The organism is Haloarchaeobius iranensis, from assembly GCF_900103505.1.
GTDB classification, from domain to species: Archaea; Halobacteriota; Halobacteria; order Halobacteriales; family Natrialbaceae; genus Haloarchaeobius; species Haloarchaeobius iranensis.
In genome coordinates this window covers 180,599-199,725 of record NZ_FNIA01000003.1, presented here as the reverse complement: position 1 = coordinate 199,725, position 19,127 = coordinate 180,599, and the positions used below count along the sequence as shown (strand labels likewise).

General features: G+C 69.8%; 22 protein-coding genes and 1 tRNA gene. 11 read left to right on the top strand and 12 right to left on the bottom strand.

The genetic code is table 11. The annotated features are described in order from the left end of the window. Positions 1 to 51 precede the first annotated feature (51 nt). Together BLT27_RS03850 and BLT27_RS19625 are read right to left on the bottom strand one after the other, a co-directional pair. Positions 52 to 1,932, bottom strand: a complete 1,881-nt coding sequence (locus tag BLT27_RS03850; RefSeq protein WP_089731712.1) for an ABC transporter ATP-binding protein — start codon at positions 1,930 to 1,932, stop codon at positions 52 to 54. Continuing rightward, a complete protein-coding gene (locus BLT27_RS19625) occupies positions 1,929 to 2,081 on the bottom strand; it encodes a hypothetical protein (protein ID WP_175526374.1) in 153 nt (50 codons plus the stop codon). Before BLT27_RS19625 ends, BLT27_RS03850 begins: the two co-directional genes overlap by 4 nt. A gap of 350 nt (positions 2,082 to 2,431) precedes the next feature. Here BLT27_RS19625 and BLT27_RS03845 point away from each other — a divergent pair, with 350 nt between their 5' ends. Continuing rightward, positions 2,432 to 3,388 (top strand): DUF7351 domain-containing protein, encoded by a 957-nt coding sequence (locus BLT27_RS03845; RefSeq protein WP_089731711.1) that lies wholly within the window; start codon positions 2,432 to 2,434, stop codon positions 3,386 to 3,388. Positions 3,389 to 3,397: 9 nt separating this feature from the next. On the opposite strand, the gene BLT27_RS03840 is transcribed toward BLT27_RS03845, so the two are convergent. From BLT27_RS03840 to BLT27_RS03830, 3 genes are all read right to left on the bottom strand, one after another. Next, the gene (locus BLT27_RS03840; RefSeq protein WP_089731710.1) at positions 3,398 to 4,585 is read right to left on the bottom strand and encodes an MFS transporter; all 1,188 of its coding nucleotides are present in this window, start codon (positions 4,583 to 4,585) and stop codon (positions 3,398 to 3,400) included. A 67-nt stretch (positions 4,586 to 4,652) separates the two neighbouring features. Continuing rightward, on the bottom strand, positions 4,653 to 5,366 hold the full coding sequence (locus BLT27_RS03835) for an archaeal proteasome endopeptidase complex subunit alpha (protein ID WP_089731709.1): 714 nt from the start codon (positions 5,364 to 5,366) through the stop codon (positions 4,653 to 4,655). After that, entirely contained in the window at positions 5,367 to 6,032 is a 666-nt protein-coding gene (locus BLT27_RS03830) for an Ntn hydrolase family protein (RefSeq protein WP_089731708.1), read from the bottom strand. It abuts the gene before it with no gap. Positions 6,033 to 6,156: 124 nt separating this feature from the next. On the opposite strand from BLT27_RS03830, the gene BLT27_RS03825 reads away from it, so the two are divergent. The 3 genes from BLT27_RS03825 to BLT27_RS03815 are packed head-to-tail and all read left to right on the top strand — an operon-like array spanning position 6,157 to position 8,116. Then, the gene (locus BLT27_RS03825; RefSeq protein WP_089731707.1) at positions 6,157 to 7,200 is read left to right on the top strand and encodes an Mrp/NBP35 family ATP-binding protein; all 1,044 of its coding nucleotides are present in this window, start codon (positions 6,157 to 6,159) and stop codon (positions 7,198 to 7,200) included. Between the two features lie 6 nt (positions 7,201 to 7,206). After that, positions 7,207 to 7,455 carry a DUF7976 family protein gene (locus BLT27_RS03820; RefSeq protein ID WP_089731706.1) on the top strand — a complete coding sequence of 83 codons (249 nt, stop codon included), beginning with the start codon at positions 7,207 to 7,209 and terminating at the stop codon, positions 7,453 to 7,455. Between the two features lie 40 nt (positions 7,456 to 7,495). Next, positions 7,496 to 8,116 carry a uracil-DNA glycosylase gene (locus BLT27_RS03815; RefSeq protein ID WP_089731705.1) on the top strand — a complete coding sequence of 207 codons (621 nt, stop codon included), beginning with the start codon at positions 7,496 to 7,498 and terminating at the stop codon, positions 8,114 to 8,116. Positions 8,117 to 8,128: 12 nt separating this feature from the next. On the opposite strand, the gene BLT27_RS03810 is transcribed toward BLT27_RS03815, so the two are convergent. Beyond that, entirely contained in the window at positions 8,129 to 8,347 is a 219-nt protein-coding gene (locus BLT27_RS03810) for a hypothetical protein (RefSeq protein ID WP_089731704.1), read from the bottom strand. 87 nt (positions 8,348 to 8,434) lie between these two features. Between BLT27_RS03810 and BLT27_RS03805 the strand changes: the two genes are divergently transcribed. Then, the gene (locus BLT27_RS03805) at positions 8,435 to 9,193 is read left to right on the top strand and encodes a DUF2064 domain-containing protein (RefSeq protein ID WP_089731703.1); all 759 of its coding nucleotides are present in this window, start codon (positions 8,435 to 8,437) and stop codon (positions 9,191 to 9,193) included. Position 9,194: 1 nt separating this feature from the next. On the opposite strand, the gene BLT27_RS03800 is transcribed toward BLT27_RS03805, so the two are convergent. After that, positions 9,195 to 9,509 (bottom strand): 2Fe-2S iron-sulfur cluster-binding protein, encoded by a 315-nt coding sequence (locus BLT27_RS03800; protein WP_089731702.1) that lies wholly within the window; start codon positions 9,507 to 9,509, stop codon positions 9,195 to 9,197. A gap of 98 nt (positions 9,510 to 9,607) precedes the next feature. On the opposite strand from BLT27_RS03800, the gene BLT27_RS03795 reads away from it, so the two are divergent. From BLT27_RS03795 to BLT27_RS03775, 5 genes are all read left to right on the top strand, one after another. Continuing rightward, positions 9,608 to 9,690: transfer RNA gene (locus BLT27_RS03795), tRNA-Ser, on the top strand. 213 nt (positions 9,691 to 9,903) lie between these two features. Then, complete coding sequence (locus tag BLT27_RS03790) at positions 9,904 to 10,539, top strand: SOUL family heme-binding protein (protein ID WP_175526373.1); 636 nt, start codon at positions 9,904 to 9,906, stop codon at positions 10,537 to 10,539. Between the two features lie 69 nt (positions 10,540 to 10,608). After that, positions 10,609 to 10,983 (top strand): hypothetical protein, encoded by a 375-nt coding sequence (locus tag BLT27_RS03785; protein WP_089731701.1) that lies wholly within the window; start codon positions 10,609 to 10,611, stop codon positions 10,981 to 10,983. A gap of 55 nt (positions 10,984 to 11,038) precedes the next feature. After that, positions 11,039 to 11,383 (top strand): DUF4112 domain-containing protein, encoded by a 345-nt coding sequence (locus tag BLT27_RS03780; protein ID WP_089731700.1) that lies wholly within the window; start codon positions 11,039 to 11,041, stop codon positions 11,381 to 11,383. Positions 11,384 to 11,441: 58 nt separating this feature from the next. Then, positions 11,442 to 12,344, top strand: a complete 903-nt coding sequence (locus BLT27_RS03775; RefSeq protein WP_089731699.1) for a hypothetical protein — start codon at positions 11,442 to 11,444, stop codon at positions 12,342 to 12,344. A gap of 49 nt (positions 12,345 to 12,393) precedes the next feature. Here the strand turns inward: BLT27_RS03775 and citE are convergent, their stop codons facing one another. The 5 genes from citE to glmS are packed head-to-tail and all read right to left on the bottom strand — an operon-like array spanning position 12,394 to position 17,738. Next, entirely contained in the window at positions 12,394 to 13,434 is a 1,041-nt protein-coding gene (citE, locus tag BLT27_RS03770) for an L-malyl-CoA/beta-methylmalyl-CoA lyase (RefSeq protein WP_089731698.1), read from the bottom strand. Beyond that, positions 13,431 to 14,501, bottom strand: coding sequence for a 2-methylfumaryl-CoA hydratase (gene mch / locus BLT27_RS03765; RefSeq protein WP_089731697.1), 1,071 nt, complete (start codon positions 14,499 to 14,501; stop codon positions 13,431 to 13,433). Before mch ends, citE begins: the two co-directional genes overlap by 4 nt. A 33-nt stretch (positions 14,502 to 14,534) precedes the next feature. Next, the gene (locus tag BLT27_RS03760) at positions 14,535 to 15,839 is read right to left on the bottom strand and encodes a methylaspartate ammonia-lyase (protein ID WP_089731696.1); all 1,305 of its coding nucleotides are present in this window, start codon (positions 15,837 to 15,839) and stop codon (positions 14,535 to 14,537) included. After that, positions 15,829 to 17,298: a methylaspartate mutase subunit E gene (locus BLT27_RS03755; RefSeq protein ID WP_089731695.1), complete on the bottom strand. Its 1,470-nt coding sequence runs from the start codon at positions 17,296 to 17,298 to the stop codon at positions 15,829 to 15,831. The genes BLT27_RS03760 and BLT27_RS03755 overlap by 11 nt, the downstream gene beginning before the upstream one ends. Then, a complete protein-coding gene (gene glmS / locus BLT27_RS03750; RefSeq protein WP_089731694.1) occupies positions 17,298 to 17,738 on the bottom strand; it encodes a methylaspartate mutase subunit S in 441 nt (146 codons plus the stop codon). Before glmS ends, BLT27_RS03755 begins: the two co-directional genes overlap by 1 nt. Before the next feature lie 152 nt (positions 17,739 to 17,890). Here glmS and mct point away from each other — a divergent pair, with 152 nt between their 5' ends. Next, positions 17,891 to 19,078, top strand: a complete 1,188-nt coding sequence (gene mct / locus BLT27_RS03745; protein WP_089731693.1) for a succinyl-CoA:mesaconate CoA-transferase — start codon at positions 17,891 to 17,893, stop codon at positions 19,076 to 19,078. The last annotated feature ends 49 nt before the right edge of the window (positions 19,079 to 19,127 follow it).

The following is a 19,127-nucleotide window of genomic DNA, read 5'->3' as shown; positions in this document are numbered from 1 at the left end:
TCCGCCGTCGAGACGCGGCGGGGCTGACCGCTATCGCGCCGGCGCGCCTGGTTACATGCCCGGAATCGTCTCCAGCTCGCCGGCCTGCACGCCCCAGAGGTCGGCGTAGGTGCCGTCCTCGGCGAGCAGTTCGTCGTGCGTACCGCGCTCCTCGACCCGCCCGTCCTCCAGCACGAGGATCTGGTCGGCGTCCTTCACCGTCGAGAGTCGGTGGGCGATGGCGACGACGGTCCGGTCCGAGACGAGTTCCTCGATGCTCTCCTGAATGCGGAGCTCGGTCTCCGTGTCCACGTCGGAGGTCGCCTCGTCGAGCAGCAGGATGTCGGGGTCCCGCAGCAGCACGCGGGCGATGCCGATGCGCTGGCGCTGCCCCCCGGAGAGTTTCACACCGCGCTCGCCGACCTCGGTGTCGTAGCCGTCCGAGAAGTCGGTGATGAACTCGTGGGCGTCGGCGGCCCTCGCGGCCTCGCGTATCTCCTCGTTGGTGGCGTCGAACTGCCCGTAGGCGATGTTGTCCCGGACGCTCCCGTAGAACAGGTAGGTGTCCTGGCTCACGTAGCCGACGCTGTCGCGCAGGCTCGCCGGCGTGACCTCCCTGATGTCCTGGCCGTCGACGCGGATCTGCCCGTCGTCGACGTCGTAGAGCCGGAGCAGGAGCTTCAGGACCGTCGACTTGCCGGCCCCGGTCGGCCCGACGAGCGCGAGCATCTCCCCGCCCGAGACGTCGAAGGAGACGTCCTCGAGGACGGTCTCGTCGTCCTCGTAGCCGAAGGTCACGTCGTCGTACTCGACGCGCCCGTTCCGGACCGAGAGCTCGGGGAGGTCCCCGTCGGCCCCGAGCGTCTTCGGCTCGTCCATCAGTCCGAAGATGCGCTCGGCGGAGGCGCGGGCGTTCTGGTAGAGGTTGACCAGCTCGCCGAACTGGCTCATCGGCCAGATGAACCGCTGACCGAGGTAGACGAACGCGACGAACGTCCCGACCGACAGCGACCCGCTCATGAACGGCGGGGCCTGGTTCGTCAGCACCCAGTGGCCGCCGACGGCGAAGGTGAGCACGAAGCCGACGCCGGCGGTCAGTCGGAGGCCGGGGAAGAACTTAACGCGCGTCGTGATGGCGTCCCAGTTCTTCTCGAAGTACTCGTTCGAGGCGTCGCTGACACGGTCGGCCTCGAAGTCCTCCGTGGTGCTGGCCTTGATGACCTCGATGCCGCCGAGGTTGTTCTCCAGCCGGGAGTTCAGCTGCCCGACCGTCGAGCGCACCTCGGAGTACATCGGCTGGATGATCTGGACGAACTTGTACGTGAAGTAGCCGATGAGCGGCACCGTCACCATCGTCAGGATGGCCAGCTGCCACTGGAGGTAGGCGAGCAGGACGGCGGTCACGCCGACGTTCACCACCAGCATCGTGGCGATGAACAGCCCGCCGTTGAGGAACTGCTCCAGCCGGTTCACGTCGTTGTTCAGGACGCTCATCAGCTCGCCGGTCTGCTTGTCGGCGAAGAACGCGTAGTCGAGCCGCTGCATGGCGTCGTAGCTGTCCGAGCGCACGTTGTGCTGGACCGACTGGGCGAACGAGTTCAGCCCCAGTCCCATCAGCCAGGTGAACACCGTCGAGCAGACGTACGTCAGCCCGACAGCCCCGACCGAGAACCAGAACCGCCCGGTCCGCGAGTCGGGAACGACCGTCTGTGGCACCAGCGGCAGCGAGTACTGCGGCTTCGTCTGGAGGAACACCGCGTCGATGGTCTCGGCGAGCACGTACGTCGGCAGCAGCGCCATCGTGTGCGCGGCCAGCCCCATGACGACGCCGCCGACGATTGCCAGCCAGTTCTCCCGGCCGTACTCGCGGAACAGCCGGACCATCGGGCGGTCCACCCGCTCCCGTTGCGCCTCGAACGCGTCGTCTTCGTCGTCGTGTGGTGTGTCCGTCATCGTGTCGTCGGTGGTGTCTCTGGTCGTCCGGGGCGTCGCGGTGTATCGGTCGTCGGTTCCGCCGTCGTGCTGTGCGTCGCGTCAGTCGTCGTCTCGTGCATCGGTTCCATCGTCGTGCCGTTCGCCGCGTCCGGCGTGGTGTCGTACATACTGTCGTTCCTCACGTCGAGTTCGCGTGATTCACCCGACCGAGCGTGGGGTCGGGCGTCGATGCTCTGGTGTGTGAAACAGTCGGGTAGTCGGTGCAGCGTGGGCGTGAGTAGCCGCAGTGCCGCGGCTACGGCCGAGGTGAGGCCGACCGCCCCACCCTACCGGGTGACCCGAAGAATCAGGCGTCGAAGACGGGGAGCTGGAGCATCGTTCTGACTCGTCCAAGCCGTCACCGCCTTGTACAAAAAAGTTGTTCGAGCCTTGATATCATACCACAATTGGTTTCCGGACACCAGACCCGCTGGCCGCGGGCGGCAGGCCTTTGTCGTGCGCCCGGCTACCGCGGGGCATGACCGACGGCGACGATGCGAGCGACGCGTTCGGCGCGCTCGGCAGCGAGACCCGGATGGCCGTCCTCCAGTCACTCGTCGAGGACGGCAGTCCGGTCGACCGGTCGTTCTCGGCGCTGTTCGACGCCAGCGACGAGGACACGTCGGCCGGCTTCGCCTACCACCTGCGCCAGCTCGACGGCACCTTCGTCCGGAAGCGCGAGGACGACCGCTACGAGCTGACCGACGCCGGCCTGCGTGTCGCCCGTGGCATCGCGGCCGGGGCGTACACCGACAGCGTCGATAGAGCGCCCGTCGCGCTCGACGACCCGTGTCCGTTCTGCGAGGCGGACTCCCTCGAAGCCCACGTCGCCGACAACGTCACCACGGTCGGCTGCACGGCCTGCGAGCGCGACCTGCTCGAACTGCCGTTCCCGCCAGCGGGCTACGCGACGCACGACGACGAGGCTCTCCCCGACGCCTTCGACCGCTACCACCGCCACCGCATCGGCGCGTTCGACGACGGCGTCTGTCCGACCTGCGGCGGGCGGGTGCGGACGCGGGTCGAGCCAGTCGGCGAGGACGACGCTGGCGGAGACGGTGGCGACGGAACGGGCGAAGGGGCCGTCGACAGACCGCAACCCGTCACCGCCCGCTACGCCTGCGAGGGCTGTGGCGACCGGCTGCGCTGTCCCGTGGCCCTCACCGTCCTCGACCACCCGGCCGTCGTCGCCTTCTACCACGACCACGACCGGGACGTGGCCGACCGCTCCGTCTGGAACGTCGGCGGCGAGTGGGCCGAGACGCTGCTCTCGACCGACCCCCTCGCGGTGCGCGTGACGACCCGGCTCGACGACGAGGAGCTGGCGCTGTACGTCGCTCGCGACGGCTCGGTCGTCGAGAGCCAGCGACGGGGCGTCGAGACAGCGACCCCGGAGGCCGGCGACGCGGAGGCGGCAGAGGCGGAGTCCGCCTGAGAAACGGCGTCAGGACGGCTGTTCCTGGACCCGGAGCGCGACCCGGCGCACCGCCGGCAGTGCAACCAGTGCGATGGCGAGTTCGAGGCCGCCCACGACCAGGAACGCAGTCAGGTAGTTCGCGGACTCGACGACGAGCCCGCCGACGAGAAAGCCCGTCAGGAAGCCGAGGCTCCCGAACACGTTGAACCCGCCCATGGCGGCCCCGCGCCCGTCCGCGGCGGCGATGTCGGTGACGAGCGCCATCGTCGCCGGCGCCATCAGCGCACCGCAGACCCCGGCCGCGACCATCGCGGCGGCCGCGAGGAGGTAGACCGGTGCGAGGCCGACCGCAACGATGGTCAGGCCGTAGACGACCGAGCCGCCGACGACCGGCAGGAACCGGCCGACTCTGTCGGAGAGCGAGCCGAAGGGGTACTGGAGCAGGGCGAACGGGAGGAAGAAACACGCGAGCGTCAGCCCCGCCATGGCGGCGCCGAGGTCGAACACGTCGCGGAAGTAGTAGACGCCGACGAGCGAGAAGAAGCCCGCCGTCGACCGGTCGATGAAGCCGAAGGCGTACGGCACTCCGAGCGACGGCCGGTCCCGGAGCCGGGCGAGGATGTCGCCGACACCGGGGCTCTTCGTCGGCGTGCGGTCGGGCACCGTGGCGGCGAGCAGCCCCGCCGAGAGGAGCACCGCCGCGCTCGCGTACAGCGGGGTCAACGCTCCGAGGGTGGAGAGCTGGCCGCCCACGACCGAGCCCAGCGCCGCGCCGAGGCCGATGGCGATACCGGCCGCACCCATGTTCCGGCCGTGCCCACCCGAGAGGTCCATCAGCATCGTGATGGCGAGCGAGAACGCGCCGATAGTCAGCGCACCGCCGGCGAGCCGGACAACGAGGACGACCGCCCAGCCGAGCCCGAGCGCGGGGAGCTGCGTCAGCAGGAGGTAGCAGGCGGCACCGCCGGCGGCGCCGCCGACGACCCAGGGGACGCGCTTCCCGGTCACGTCGCTCAGCGCGCCCCAGACGCCCGCGAACGTCACGAAGGCGGCGAACTCGGCGACGAGGAACCACATCCCCGCCTGGATACCCGCCGGTGCGCCGAGCGCGACGACGAGGTCGGAGAGGCCGGGGTAGAGGAACACCTGCGAGACGAGCACGCCCCAGACGACGAGGGCCAGCCGGAGCCGTGCGGAGCGTGCCGTCGATTCCATACCAGACAGTCGGGACCGGGGAGACAAAACGCATGCGCATTCCGCCGGTACCGACGCCGAGAACGGCCTACGAGGCCCCCCGGAAGTGGCCAGCGGCCACGTCCTCGTCCATCGACCGGAAGCCGTCCGCGTCCATCGTGGCGACGGCGGCCTCCCCGGGCGTCAGCTCGTCCGTCCCCGTCCGGAGCGCGTCGAGTGCGAGTGCGATGCCGTCGTCGGTTCCAAGGCCGTCGGTGAACTCTGTCTCGAGGTAGTCGCGGATCTCGTCGCTCCCGCTCCCGATGGCCGTCGCGCGCCACGCGGAGGGCGTCCCCGACGGGTCCGTCTCGTACAGTCTCGGCGCGCCGTCGACGACGCCGCCGACGAGCAGTCCGACGCCGAAGGGCCGCATCCCGCCGGTCTGGGTCGACTCCTGGACGACCTCCGCGATGGCCTTCGCCGTGGTCTCGACGCCGGGTGCCTCGCCGTAGCGGAGTCGCTCGGCCTGGGCGAACCGGCGGGCCTCGTCGACGAGCCGCCGCGCGTCGGCGACGTGGCCCGCGCTCGCGATGCCGAGGCGGCCGTCCACGTCGTGTATCTTCTCGACGCTGTCGCGTTCGAGCAGGGGCGACCGGGTGCTGGTGTCCGAGGCGAAGACGACGCTGTCCTCGGTGGTGACGCCGACGGTCGCGCTCCCCTTGCGGACGGCCTCGCGGGCGTACTCGACCTGGTAGAGCCGGCCGTCCGGCGAGAAAATGCTGGTGCCGCGGTCGTAGCTCCGCCGGTCGTCGCCGTCCTGCATCTACATCACCTCCGCCGCGTCGACGGTCTCGTCGAGTTCGACACCCTCGCTGGTGACGGTGCCGACCGTGACGCCGTTGCCGCTGGCCACGTCGCGCTCGCTGGCCGCGGCGACCGCGTTGGCGGCCAGTTCGCGGGCTTCGGCGAGGTTCTCGACGCCTTCGGCGCGACCTTCGAGCGTGCCGTAGGCGACCTGCATCCCGCTGCCGCCGGCGGCGTAGTCGGTCTCCATGACGCTGCCGCCGCCGTCGAGTTCGTACACCGCGGGACCGGTCTCGTCCACGCCCGCGAGCACGACCTGCGCGGGGATACCGCGGACGAGGGTCCCCGCGACGTTCGCCAAGGCCTCGGTGGAGAGCCGCTCGCCACGGCGGGCCTCGTACAGGTTCGCCTCCGCGCGGAGAGTGTCGGTGAAGGACTGGAGCGGGCCGACGGCGCCGGAGAGCGCGAGCGCGGCGCTCTCGGTGACCCGTTCGACCTTCGTCACGTCCTTGTTGGCGACGAACTGGCCACCGAGGCTCGCCCGGCGGTCGGCGGCGACGACGACCGCGTCGGGAGCCGTCAGCGCGACGATGGTCGTGCCGGTCTCGACGACCGGCCCGTCGGTCTCGGTGTGTGACACCTCGAACTCGGTGCGCTTTGCCGTCCGGATACCTGGGTCGGGCATGGGAGATGCCAGGGCTCGGCGGTGGAAAAATGTTAGCTAAAGAATATTTTAGTCGGTCGGCCGCCCGTCCTCGGAGGCTCCCGCCTTCGAAGCCCTTACCATCCGTTCGCCCGGAGTAGGACACATGGACGAAGACGCCGTCCTCGACCGTCTCGGCACCGTCGAGGACCCCGACCTCGGTGACGACATCGTCTCGCTCGGCCTGGTGAACGACGTGTCCGTCGACGGCGACACCGTCGCCATCTCGCTCGCCCTCGGTGCGCCGTACTCGCCGAACGAGACCGCCATCGCCGACGCGGTGCGCGAGGCGTTCGCCGATACGGACGTCGAACTCGACCTCTCGGCGCGCATCGTCGACGACCTCTCGGCCGGGGACGAGGTGTTCCCCAACGTCGAGAACGTCATCGCCGTCGCCTCGGGCAAGGGTGGGGTCGGCAAGTCGACGATGGCCGTGAACATCGCGGCCGGACTGGCCGACATGGGCGCGAGCGTCGGCCTCTTCGACGCCGACGTGTACGGGCCGAACGTGCCCCGGATGGTCGACGCCGACGAGCCGCCGGGCGCGACCGAGGACGAGCAGCTCGTCCCGCCCGAGCAGTTCGGGATGAAACTGATGTCGATGGCCTTCCTCGTCGGCGAGGACGACCCCGTCATCTGGCGCGGCCCGATGGTCCACAAGGTCCTCACCCAGCTCTGGGAGGACGTGGAGTGGGGCCACCTCGACTACATGGTCATCGACCTCCCGCCAGGCACCGGCGACACGCAGCTCACCCTGCTCCAGACAGTGCCCGTCACCGGCTCCGTCATCGTCACGACGCCCCAGGAGGTCGCGCTCGACGACGCCCGCAAGGGCCTGGAGATGTTCGGCAAGCACGACACCGTCGTCCTCGGCATCGCGGAGAACATGGGGACGTTCAGGTGCCCCGACTGCGGCGGCGAGCACGCCATCTTCGGCGAGGGCGGCGGCGAGCGCTTCGCCGACGTGCACGACATGCCGTTCCTCGGGTCGGTCCCGCTGGACCCCGCCGTCCGGACCGGTGGCGACGAAGGCCGGCCGGTCGTGCTCGACGAGGACAGCGACACCGGCGGGGCGTTCCGGGGGATTACGGAGAACGTCGCGAACAACATCGGCTTCGTCCGGCGACAGAAGCAGGCGAACACCCGGTGACGAACGATGAGCGAGGACAGCACCCCGGCCGACGGCACCGACCCGCTGCCGGACCCGGACCCGGAGACCGTCGCGCTCCTCCGTGACGTCGCCGAGGAGATCCGCGCCGACAGCTCCGAGTCCGAACAGCTCGCGAACATCCTCTACCGCACCAGCGACATCTACGACCCCGACGAGGAGACGACGCCCGAGGACGTCGTGAAGAACGTGAAGTTCATCCTGGAAGTGAAGGAACGCGGCGGTCTCGGCCGGTAACTCCAGACGACTTTTGTCCGTGCCGGCCCAGGCTCCCGACGTGGACGCCAACCAGGACGACCTCGCGAACCCGTTCGGCATGGACGAGGACTGCACCAACTGCGACCTCTGCGAGCGGCGCGAACGGGTCGTCCACGGCTACGGCGACGTGGGGGCGGACTTCCTGTTCGTCGGCGAGGGGCCGGACGCCAACGCCGAGGCCGCCGGCGTGCCGTTCGGCCGCGACGAGGCGTTCGGGCGGGTGCTGCAGCGCCTCGGCCTCCGGCGCGTCGACGACGACCCCGACGAGCCCGAGCTCGCGAACGTGTTCCTCACCTTCCTGACCCGGTGTCACCACGCCGACCGTGCGGCCACCGACGACGAGGTCGGCACCTGCGAGCCGTACCTCAACGCCGAGATACGGATGATAAACCCCGAGATCATCGTCCCCGTTGGCGAGCGGGCGCTCGCGGAGATCGGCACGGAGTACACGACGACCCCCGCCGCCGAGCTCGACCTGTACGCCCAGCACGGTGAGGCCATCCGGGGGCGCGGTTTCGAGCTCGTACCGATGATTCCGCCACAGGAGGCGACCGACGAGCAGGTCCAGACGTTCGTCGAACGGTTCGCGGCGCTCATGGCGTCGGACTACCGGCAGACGAAGGGGCGACGAGAACGCTGAGCGGACGCCTGGCTACCAGTACTGCCGCGACAGCCAGCGGCGCGACCGCCCACCCACGGCGAGCAGCCCGACGACGACGAGGACCACCAGCGCGAGCGTCGCCGCGGCTGGCGCGACCGACACCGATTCGGGCGGTGCAGCGAGGCCCGTCCCGAGGAGGACGACCGAGGTAACCGCCGAGAGGACGATGCCGAACGGAACGAGGAACCCGAGCGCCTTCAGCCAGTTCATACCGACATACGCGGTCTGACCCGACTTAATTCCCACCCATCGCGCAGGAACGGCGGCTTGAAGGCCCCGCGGCCGACAGGTTCGGATATGACACTCGTGGTCGTCCTCGCCGAGCCCCCGCGCGAGGGACTCGTCCTGCCCCGACTCGCTGACACCTCGCCGCTGTCACACGCCGAGGCGGCGGACTGCTACGCGGCGATGCTCGCCGATGCCGTCTTCGCCGCCGACAACTCCGGCGGTGACGTGCTGGTGAACTACCGCAGCGACGACGACCTCCCCGACGAGTTCGTCGACGCCGACGAGTCCGCCGAAGACGCCGTCCGTGCCGTCGTCGACCGCGCCGCGGCGGACCCATCGGACGTGCGCTTCGAGGTGCAGGTCGGGTCGACCCGCGACGGCCGCGTCGGCAACACCGTCACCCACCTGCTGCGGAACGAGGGAGAGAACTCGGTGCTGACCCTCGACGGCAACGCACCCCTGGTCGGCCGGAAGGACATCGACAGCGCGGCGATGAAGCTCCGGACTTCGGACGTCGTCGTCGGACCCGCCACCGACGGCCGGGTCTGGACAGCGGCCTTCTGCGAGGCCATCGACTTCGACGGCGCGTTCACCGGCCCCACGGTCGAGACCCTCGTCGACCGCGCGACCGACGCCGACCTCGACGTGGACTTCCTCCCGAGCTATCGGACCGTCGAGACCGGCTCCGACCTCGCCGACGTGGTCGCGCTCGTCCGGGCCCGCGCGAAGGCCGGCCGCATCGTCCCCAAGTTCACCACCGAGTTCGTCCGGGACCACGGGCTCCACGTCGTCGACGGCGAGGACGGACCGGAACTCGTCCGCGACTGACCTACTTCTGGCCCCAGAAGCCGTCGCCCTTCCGGACGACGATGTCGTCGGTCACCCGAACCTGACACGCGAGCCGCAGCCCGGATTCGGACGAGTGCGGGGGGAAGTTCAGCCGCGCTCGCTCGCGGCGGGCGGGCTCGGACGGCTCGACCGCGCCCTCGATTGCCACCGCGCAGGTCCCGCAGGTCCCCAGACCGTGACAGGAGACCGCGGTCGGCCCGTTGTGTGGCGACAGCCCCGCGTCGAGCAGCACGTCGCGGAGCCGTGCGCCCGACTCGCACTCCACGGTCTCGCCATGGAACTCGACTGTCGGCATACCCGTCGGTTGGGGCCGGAGAAAGTTGGGTGCTCGGGCGATGGGGGGGGGCGCGCAACCGACAACTCTTAGGAGCCGAACGCAGAATCACCGCACGAGGTGGGGTGGCAGAGCGGCCTATTGCGCCTGCCTTGAAAGCAGGTGGCGTCATGCCTCCTGGGTTCGAATCCCAGCCCCACCGCTTCTGCTCCGAACGACCGTGAGGAGCGAAGCGGCTGCAGCTGGCTCCGACCCCGACGAGTCCAGGCCCGCGAACCGGGGAGGAACGGTTCGGCTCGGTCGGGTTCCCGGTCCCACCGCTTCGCTCGACGGAGTCAGGACCCACGCCGCCACGGCGCTCACCGCCGACCAACCAGGCATCTGATTCATCCGTCTCCCCAGCGTACGTGGTAGTATGAACAGACTCACGAAGACGGCGCTCGCGGGCGGCGCGCTGGCACTCGGGGCCTGGGTCGCCTGGGGCAGCTACTCGTCGCGGTCGGCCGAGGAGGTGCCGTACGAACGGGTCCGTGAGATAGACGGCGTCGAGCTACGGCGGTACCCGCGGACCGTGCTCGTCGAGACGACGGCGTCGGACCAGCGGACGGCGTTCCGACGGCTCTTCCGGTACATCTCCGGCGAGAACGAGCGGCAGGACGAGGTCTCGATGACTGCACCGGTCCGCTCGGACGGGAGCGACGGCGAGTCCGTGTCGATGACCGCGCCGGTGCGGTCGGACGACGCCGACGGGAGCGGGACGCGGATGGCGTTCTACCTGCCCGCGGAGTACGGGCCGGAGTCCGCCCCGGTACCGACGGAGTCGACGGTCCGGCTGGTCGTGGAGCCGCCGAAGACGGTCGCAGTCGTCGGGTTCTCGTGGTACGCGCCGGGCTGGCGGGTCGAGCGGCTGGAGGCGCAGTTGCTCTCGACGCTCGACGGCGCGGGCATCGAGCCCACGGCCGAGCCGTCCCTGCTGCGGTACGACGACCCGTGGACGCCGCCGTTCATGCGCCGGAACGAGGTCGCCGTCGAGGTCGCCGGGGCTGACTGACCCGGGCGGCGGACTGCTGCCCGGCACCGTAACCAAAGATTTACGCGCCCAACCAAACACAGCCCTGATATGTCAGAGCGAGTCGCGGACGCCATCGTCCGCCGCGAGCTGCTCCTCTCGCTGGTCTACGTCGCCGTCGCGGGAAGCGTCTCGACCATCGGCTGGAGTCCCCGTGGACTGGCCATCGGCACCGTGGTCGCGGCCGTCTCGTTCCTCCTGGTGGCGGCGTCGGACCGGAGCGAGGCCGGCAAGTGGGCGCTCGTCGGCATCGGAACCCTCGCCATCGTCGCGCTCGCGGTGTCGACGGTGACGAACTCGGTTCCGGTTGGAGCGATCGCCCCGTCTATGCTCGGGATGGCGGTCGGCTTCGGGCTGAACCGGGTGCTGTTCGGCGTCCTGTCGCCGGTCCCTGAGCCACGTCGACGGCGAGAGGCGGCCGACTGACGACCGCTTGCCGCCGACCCACGGACTTTTGCTTACCGCCGTCGACATCTCGGGTATGGAATCCGAGAGGACTCACCCGGCGGTCCGGCGGACGAAGCGGGTCGCGTGGCTGCTCGACGAGGCCATCCGCATCCCGGGCACGGACCGGCGTGTCGGGCTCGACCCCGTCCTCGGTCTGCTGCCGTTCATCGGCGACTTCGTGACGGCCCTCTTCTCGCTGTACATCGTGCTCGAGGCCGTCGTCGCGGGCGTGAAGAAGCGGACCGTCGTCCGGATGCTGGTCAACATCGGCCTCGACGTCGCGCTGGGGAGCGTCCCCGTCGTCGGCGACATCTTCGACGCGACGTGGAAGGCGAACGTGAAGAACCGGAAGCTGCTGGAGGAATCGCTGGCGGCCTGATGCTCGCGGCGCTGGCGCTACGGAAAACGGTTTCCGTCTCACCCGACTCGGTCGGCGTATGTCCTACTGGGTGGTCCAGTCGTTCGCGGTCGAGAACCCCCGGGAGCGGCTCCAGACGCTCCGGAGCCGGCTCACGCTCGCGGACGACTTCGCGAACGTCGTCGACACCGGGCCAGCGGACCCGGGAGACCGAGTGCCCGACGTTCAGTACGAGGTCATCGCGCTGACCACGAGCAGACTGCGACAGCCGGACATGGCCTCCGCGTACGCCATCAAGAGTGACGACGAGACGCTGTTCGGACCGTTCATGCAGGCGGTGCTGGAGCCGGGCGAGTCCGGCTGCGTCCTGGGGGTGAACGACACCTCGGACGCCGGGAGCGGCCACGTCTACCGGAAGGGTGCGGACGGCGAGGTCACCATCGTCGATCGCGTCTCAGACGACGGGGACGCGCGGGGCGAGGCGGCCGCGAGCGAGTGTGCCCGGCAGTACGGCTTCCGGCCGTTCACCGAGCCGCAGTCCTCGCTCGAACACCTGGCACGCGAGCACGACGACCCCATCGTCAGGTACCGTGAGCTGACGACCATCGAGGCGGTCCTGGCGGACGAGTTGCGGTGCGAGGACTGCGGCTCGACGGCGGTGAGCGAGGACCGCGACCGGAACCTCGACCGGGTGTACGAGGCGCAGTACCGCTGCGAGGACTGCGACGAGGTGTTCCGGGCCTACCACCTCCACGAGCTCCCGTCGCCGCGCGAGGACTGCCAGCACTGCGGCGGCTCGTTCGAGGAGCGCGACGTGCAGTACCCCGCACTCGGGTCGACGGCGTTCGAGTGCGACGGCTGCGGCTTCGTCACCTTCGATACGCTGTCACTCCCCGACGCCGACCTGGCACCGGACGGCACCCGTTCGGACCCCATCGCCCCGGACGCCGCTGCCTACCGTTCGGAACACGGGCTGGAGTAGTCGAGAGCGGAGGAGCGCAGCAGCGGCGGTCGATTCACGGCTCCGGGGACTACTCCCAGGTCGTGTCGACGGTGAGCGCACGCTCGAGCAGCTCGTCCTCGTAGGCCTCGCCGGTCTGGTCGGGGTGGCGCTCGTCGATGGTCCGGACCGTCTCGACGGTGTTGACGAAGTTCTTGAACGTCGCCTCGTCGACCATCTGTCCCTCGACGGTGACCGCGCCGGTACCACCGGATTTTGCCTCCTGGAACGCCTCTATCTTGCGGACGTCGCGGGCCAGCTCGTCGCTCGTGGGCATGTGGATGCGGTTCGCCTGGATCGTCTGTTTGGGGTAGAGCGACCACGAGCCGTCGAGGCCGACGCGGGCCTCGCGCTCGACGTGGTCGGCGTAGCCGTCCCCGTTGTAGAAGGTGACGCCGGCCCGCTCGGTGAACAGCCGGTCGTAGGGGCCGCCGATGGCGACGAGGTCGTTCGCGCTGGCCTCGTTCGAGAGGTCCTCGAGCAGGCCCCCCCACTCCGGTCGTTCGCCGTCGAGTTCGCGGCCGCCGAGTTCGGCGGTGTAGTCGACCGGACCGAACACGAGTGCGTCGAGCCGGGAGTTCGAACCGAACAGCGATATCTCGCGGAGGTCGGACTTCGCGGCGGCCGTCTCGACGATGACCGCCATCCCAATGGCGTCGTCGGCGAAGCCGAACTCGCGCTCTGCGTCCGCGACGACGCCTGCGGCATCCTTCACGTCCGCCAGCCGGCCGACCTTCGGGACGACGACGCCGTCGATGTGCTCGCCGACCTCCTCGACCAGCGTGCGGATCTCCTCGCGCCCCTGCTCCCGTGCGCCCTCGTCGTCGTAGGCCCACTGCACGCGGGGCCAGATCTCGCCGGGGAACGCGTCGGCGTGCTCGGGCAATCGGTCGACGACGTTCTCCAGCGCCTCGGCCTTCATGTCGGGTGCGGTGCCGTCCTCCAGGTCGGGGACGAGCCAGTCCGGGCAGGCGAACCCCTCGCTGTCGAGGGCGCTGTCGAGGTACTTCGCCGTGTTGTCCCGCGGGACGGCGGCCGGTGCGGTCTGGAAGGTGCGTGCGATGTCTGTCATTGCTGGATGAGCGCGCGACGGGTGCCCGAGTAGACGGGTGCGTCGTGCTGGTTGAACGCGATGTGCTCGAAGGTGACGGTGCCGGCGTGGTCGTGGGTCGCCTCGGCGTCGAGCACCCGGGTGAAGCCGTAGACGGTGTCCCCGGGCGTGACGAACGTGTGGAAGCGCTCGTCGTCGCAGCCGAGTTCGCGGTACGTGGCCTCGTCCGAGCGGGCGTGGCCGAGCGCGACCGACCGAGTCACGTCGCCGTAGGCCACGATGTCGCCCGAGGGCGAGTCGGCCATCACGTCCACGTTGTGGTGCTGCTTGGCCGTGTTGAGCGTCATCAGCGGGAGCGTCGCGACCAGCACGTCGTCCATCGTCCGCCCGCGCTCGTGCCGGTAGGCGACCGCGGCGTCGCGGTCCTCGGCCTCGTCGAGCGCCGCGGCGAAGTCACCGAAGCGGTCGCCGTCGGGCGTGACGAACTCCTCCGGCGGCGCATCGTCCGCGTCACCGTCCGTGGCGTCGGTGTCGCCGCCATCGGCCGCAGTTGCGGACTCGCCGCCGTCGGTGGCGACGGGCTCGCGCCGCGGTATCATGTTCGTCCGCTCGTAGCTGACCAGGGGATCGCCGGTCTCGGCGTCGACGCCCTCCGTCTCCCAGGTGACGATGCCGTACTCGGGGCGCGAGGAGGAGGTCGCGGTCGACTCCACCGTCGACGAGACCCGAACCTCGGTCCCCGGCGTCACCGTCTGGTCGTGGTACCGGACGTTCGTCCGGCCGAGGAAGTAGCCGCCCTTCTCGGAGAGGTCCTCCACGGTCGGCCCCATCACGGCCGCGAGCAGGTAGTCCGGGTGGACCGGCGGCTCCTCGAAACCGGCTTCGCGGGCCGCGTCGGTCCGCCAGTACATCGGGTCGTGGTTGAGGGTCTGGCTCGCCCACAGCTCGTTGGCGTAGTTCGAGAGCGTGAGCCCGGGGGCGTGCGCTATCGTCTGGCCCTCTGTGAAGTCCTCGAAGCAGTTGCCCTTCTCTCGGGTCTCTGTCCTGTCCAGTATCGTCGTGAACGTCTCCGTGTCTGTGTAGTCCATGTGTCGTCGGTCGTCGGATAGTCCGCAGTCAGATCAGTCGTCGGCCGTCGCCTCCGGCGTCGGTCGCATCCGGGCGAGTGAACGTCGCATCTCGTTGGTCACGACCATGAAGCCCTCGTCGAAGCCCATGCCGGGCTTGGCGAGGGTCTGGGCCGCGTCGGTCGCGAGCGCGACGTGCGCACAGGTTCGCGCGGACGTGACCGTCTCGTTGCAGGTGCCGCCGAGGTACGCCCGGGTGTCGGTCCCCTCGCAGTAGCGCACGGCCTCGGCGGAGCGCTGGATGCCGCCGAGGTCGGGCGTCTTCACCTGCACGAGGTCGGCCGCGCCGGCGTCGACGAACGCCCGAACGTCGGCGAACGTGTTGCACCACTCGTCGGCGACGATGTCGACATCGACGCCGGCCGACGCGAGCCCGTCGCGCAGTTCGGCCATGTCGTTGATCTGCTCCTCGCGGCCGCCGGCGTCCATCGGCCCCTCGACCTGCACGTCGAACGGGTCGGCGGCCTCGGCGAGCGTCGCGAAGTAGTCGGTCACGGCGGCGCGGTCGTACGGCGCGCCGAGCACGTCGCCGAGCACCCCGTAGACGTCGACGTGGATGGTCGGCTCGTAGCCGTCGGGGCCGAGTTCGACCGCCCGGGTGGCGAGCCAGTCGACGTACTCGCGCAGGGCCTCGCCGTCCTCACCGAGCTTCTCGACGCTGTTGAACAGCCCGTGCGGGAGGACGGGGACGCCCTTTATCATCATCTTCTCGGCGTTGCCGTAGCGGTCGTCGCCGGACTGGCCGAACACCGGAACCGGCTCCGTCGCGGGTGTCGTCCCGAGCGCGTCGGCGAGTGTCTCGGTCATCGTCCGGCGTTCGGCGAGCGCTGCCGCGTCCAGCAGCGCCTGCGAGACGCCGTACCGGACCGCGGTGTGGAGCTGGCCCGCGTCGTCGCCAGTGGCTCCTGTCGTGCCGCAGTCGTCCGTCGGACGCTCGGCGGGCAGCTCCTCGACGATGGAGGCGTTCTCCGCGAACGCGGCCGCGTCGCGCCCCCGGAGCGCCGCGGCGACCGTACCCTCGACGACCGGGCGGTACGCCTCGGCGCGGAAGAGCGGGTCGCGCCCGCCGGCACCGGAGTACTGGACCGCACAGCAGTCGCCCGTCGCGACGCTACCGTCTTCGAGCTCCAGTTCGACGGTGAGCGCCTCGCCGGCCTCGCGGATGTCGTCGAAGCCGGGCGTGACCGGCTCGCCGTCGTAGGCGAAGCCGTCCTGGGTCGCGCCGTCCTTGATGGCGCGCTGGTCGTCGAAGAAGAAGCCCGAGACCGTCGGGACGGCCCGGACCGCCTCAATCCGCACGGGTCTCACCTCCGTCGCGGCCCCCGCCCGTGTCGCTCGTCGGTCGCCCGATGAGCTTGCCGTCGCTGATGGCGTCGACGTCGTCGGCGACCATCCGGAAGGACTGCTTTCGCCCCTCCGTCTCGGCCCGGTCGGCGAGTCGGGCCCGGTGGATCTCCTTGATGTCGTCGTCCATCGCCAGCTCGCCCCACTCGAAGATGCGGACCCGGCCGTCGTCGTCGCGGGCCGGGAGCACCGCGCCCTCGGCCGCGTCGCTCGGGGCGAACGGGACGTCGAGGGCCCCGGACTCGAACGCCTCGATGGTGCCCTGCGCGACGTCGCCGTCGCCGTGGGCCTCGATGGCGTCCATGAGACAGCGGGTCTCGCGCTCGATGAGCGCCTGCTCCTCGTCGACGCCGTCGAGGACGATGTCCTGCTCGACGACCATGTCGATGAGCTGGCGCGTGGTGCGGAGACCGGCCGCGTTGGCCTCCTTCGTCGGGACGCCCTGGAACTCCTGTGGGGACTTCGTGATGACCTTGTCCGGGCGTGCGATGGCGGCGGTGGTGCCGCCGAGGCCGATGACGCCGTTGGCGCGGGCCTCGTCCGGCGGGAAGCCGCCCATCCACTCGTGGAAGACGGTCGTGACGCAGACCTCGTCGCGGAGGTACTCGTTGCCGAGCTTGCGAAGCGCGCGCAGCGCGGCGACGTCCTGCACGACGTTGCCGACCTGCCCGTAGCCGAGCGTGAGGCTGCGGACGCCCTGTGTCGCCGCGAGCTTGCCCTCGACGAGCATGATGGCGATAGCGATGCTCGGGGGGACCAGCGTCCCGGTGAGCGGGCCGAACGGCTCGCGGTTGATGGTGACGCCGCGTTCCGTGTACGCGCCGGCGAGGCGGTCGACGTACTGCCAGTGCTCGATGGTCTGGGCGAGGCTCCCCTCCTTGGTGTAGGGGATGTTGTACGAGATGGGACCGCCCTCGAAGCTCTGGAAGCCGCCGGCGAACGTGACGGCGGCCAGCAGTCGCGCGTCGGGTGTCCCGTGACGGACCTCGATGGGCGCGTCGACGCGGTCGACGAGCTCGCGACAGCCCTCGACGCCGTGGTTGACGGCGGGGAAGCCGTTCAGGGTCGCGTCGCCGGACTCGCGGGCGTTCTCCAGGCCCTCCTGGGCCTTGCCGTACTCGTTGTCGCGCGTGTACGAGTCGATGGTCGTCGGGAGCAGGTCGGCCGCCCCCTCACCGTGGAGGTGTTCGAGCAGGCTGACCTGGTCGTCGAGACACGGCACGCCGGCGCGTGGCTGGAGCAGCGGTCGGTCCGCCGACTCCAGCACGTCCGCGAACTGCTTGTGCGCGGGCAGCGACTCGTGGTAGGCGATGGCCTCCTCGAAGTCGACCGCCGAACCGGTCGGCCAGTCGTCGCGGATACGTTCGTCGATGCGTTGCAACTCGTCGGCGGTGAGGCGTTCGTCGCGTATCATCAGGCCTGAACCCGATCCGTCTCGGCCTCCCGGGTGGAGATCCCCAGGTCCCGTTCGAGGGACCGGATGACCTCTTCCGGTGCTGTCTCCGAGTCGAAGACCTTGTCGAAGCCGAGCTTCCGGAACGTGGTCCGGGTCTGCTCGAAGTCGTCCTGACCGACCGCGAGGTTGCCACCGATGTAGGTGGTGACGTCGACCTCCTCGCGGGCCAGGAGCTCGTGGAACCCCTGACAGTCCTGCTCGGCGTGCCCGTACAGCGAAGAGACGAGTACAGCGTCGGCGTCGTGCTCGCTCGCGGCTGCTGCGAACTCCTCCTGGGAGGTCTGGACGCCGAGGTTCTCGACATCGAAGCCCGCTGCGGAGAGGGCCTGGTCGAGGATCGTGATTCCGACGACGTGTGCGTCGGAGCCGATGACACCGAGGATGACTGTCGTGGGCATGCAGTACTCGCCAAGTTGCATGAACAATCCTTAAAGTTAATGGTTTTTCATGATAATACACCTTAAACAGCCTAAACTACCCCAATGTGAAACAACCACAATGTAATGATTTATCCGGAAGGTTTTAGCGCGGGGACCGGTTCGTCCACGCCATGGGAGCGCTCGAAGACGTCACCGTCGTCGACCTCACGCAGGTCCTCGCAGGCCCGTACTGTACGATGCTGCTCGCGGACATGGGCGCGGACGTAGTGAAGGTCGAACGGCCGGGGGGCGACCTCATCCGGCCGAACCCACCCTTCGCCGAGGACGCCGACGAGGAACCCTACGGCGGCTACTTCCAGTCGGTCAACCGTGGCAAGCGCTCGATAGAGCTGGACCTCGGTGACGACCGCGACCGCGAGGACTTCCTCTCGCTCGTCGAGAAAGCGGACGTGGTCGTCGAGAACTACCGCGCGGGGACGATGGAGCGGTTCGACCTCGGCTACGAGACCCTGCGTGAGCACAACCCCGAGCTCGTCTACTCCTCCATCCGCGGCTTCGGCGACCCGCGCACCGGCGAGACCCACCGCCAGGGCCAGCCGAGCTTCGACCTCATCGCGCAGGCGCTCGGCGGCGTCATGGAGATAACCGGCGAGGAGGACGGCCCACCGACGAAGGTCGGCCCCGGCATCGGCGACCTGTTCACCGCCGTCCTCAACGCCGTCGGCATCCTCGGTGCGCTGCACCACCGCGACCGCACCGGCGAGGGCCAGTACGTCGACACCGCGATGTACGACGCCATGGTGTCGATGTGCGAGCGCACCGTCTACTACTACTCCTACACCGACGAGGTGCTCACCCGGCAGGGGAACTCGCACCCGACGCTGTTCCCGTACAACTCCTTCGAGACGAGCGACGGACACGTCGTGGTCGCGGCCTTCTCCGACGGCCACTGGCGGGCCCTCTGTGAGACGATGGACCGCCCCGACCTGGTGGCGGACTACCCGGACGCCGGCTCGCGGTTGCGCAACCGCGACGCGCTGCGCGAGGAGATCGCGGACTGGACCCGAGAGCACACCGAGCAGGTGGTCGTCGACGCACTGGCGGGCGAGGTCCCGGTCGCGCCCGTGCAGGACACCGCGGACGTCTTCGACGACCCGCACGTCCACGAGCGCGAGATGCTCGCCGACGTGGAACAGCCCGGGGCGGACCGCGACGTCACCGTCGCCGGCTGCCCCATCAAGTTCTCCGAGACGCCGACCGGCCCGCAGGCGCGCGCACCCCTGCTCGACGAACACCGCGAGGAACTCCTCGGCGAGCGGAGCGACGAGGGCGCAGAGCGCGCTGCCGGCGACGACTGACCGCGCCGCTTCCGCCGTTAAACGTTCGTGCGAGCGAAGCGAGCGCGAT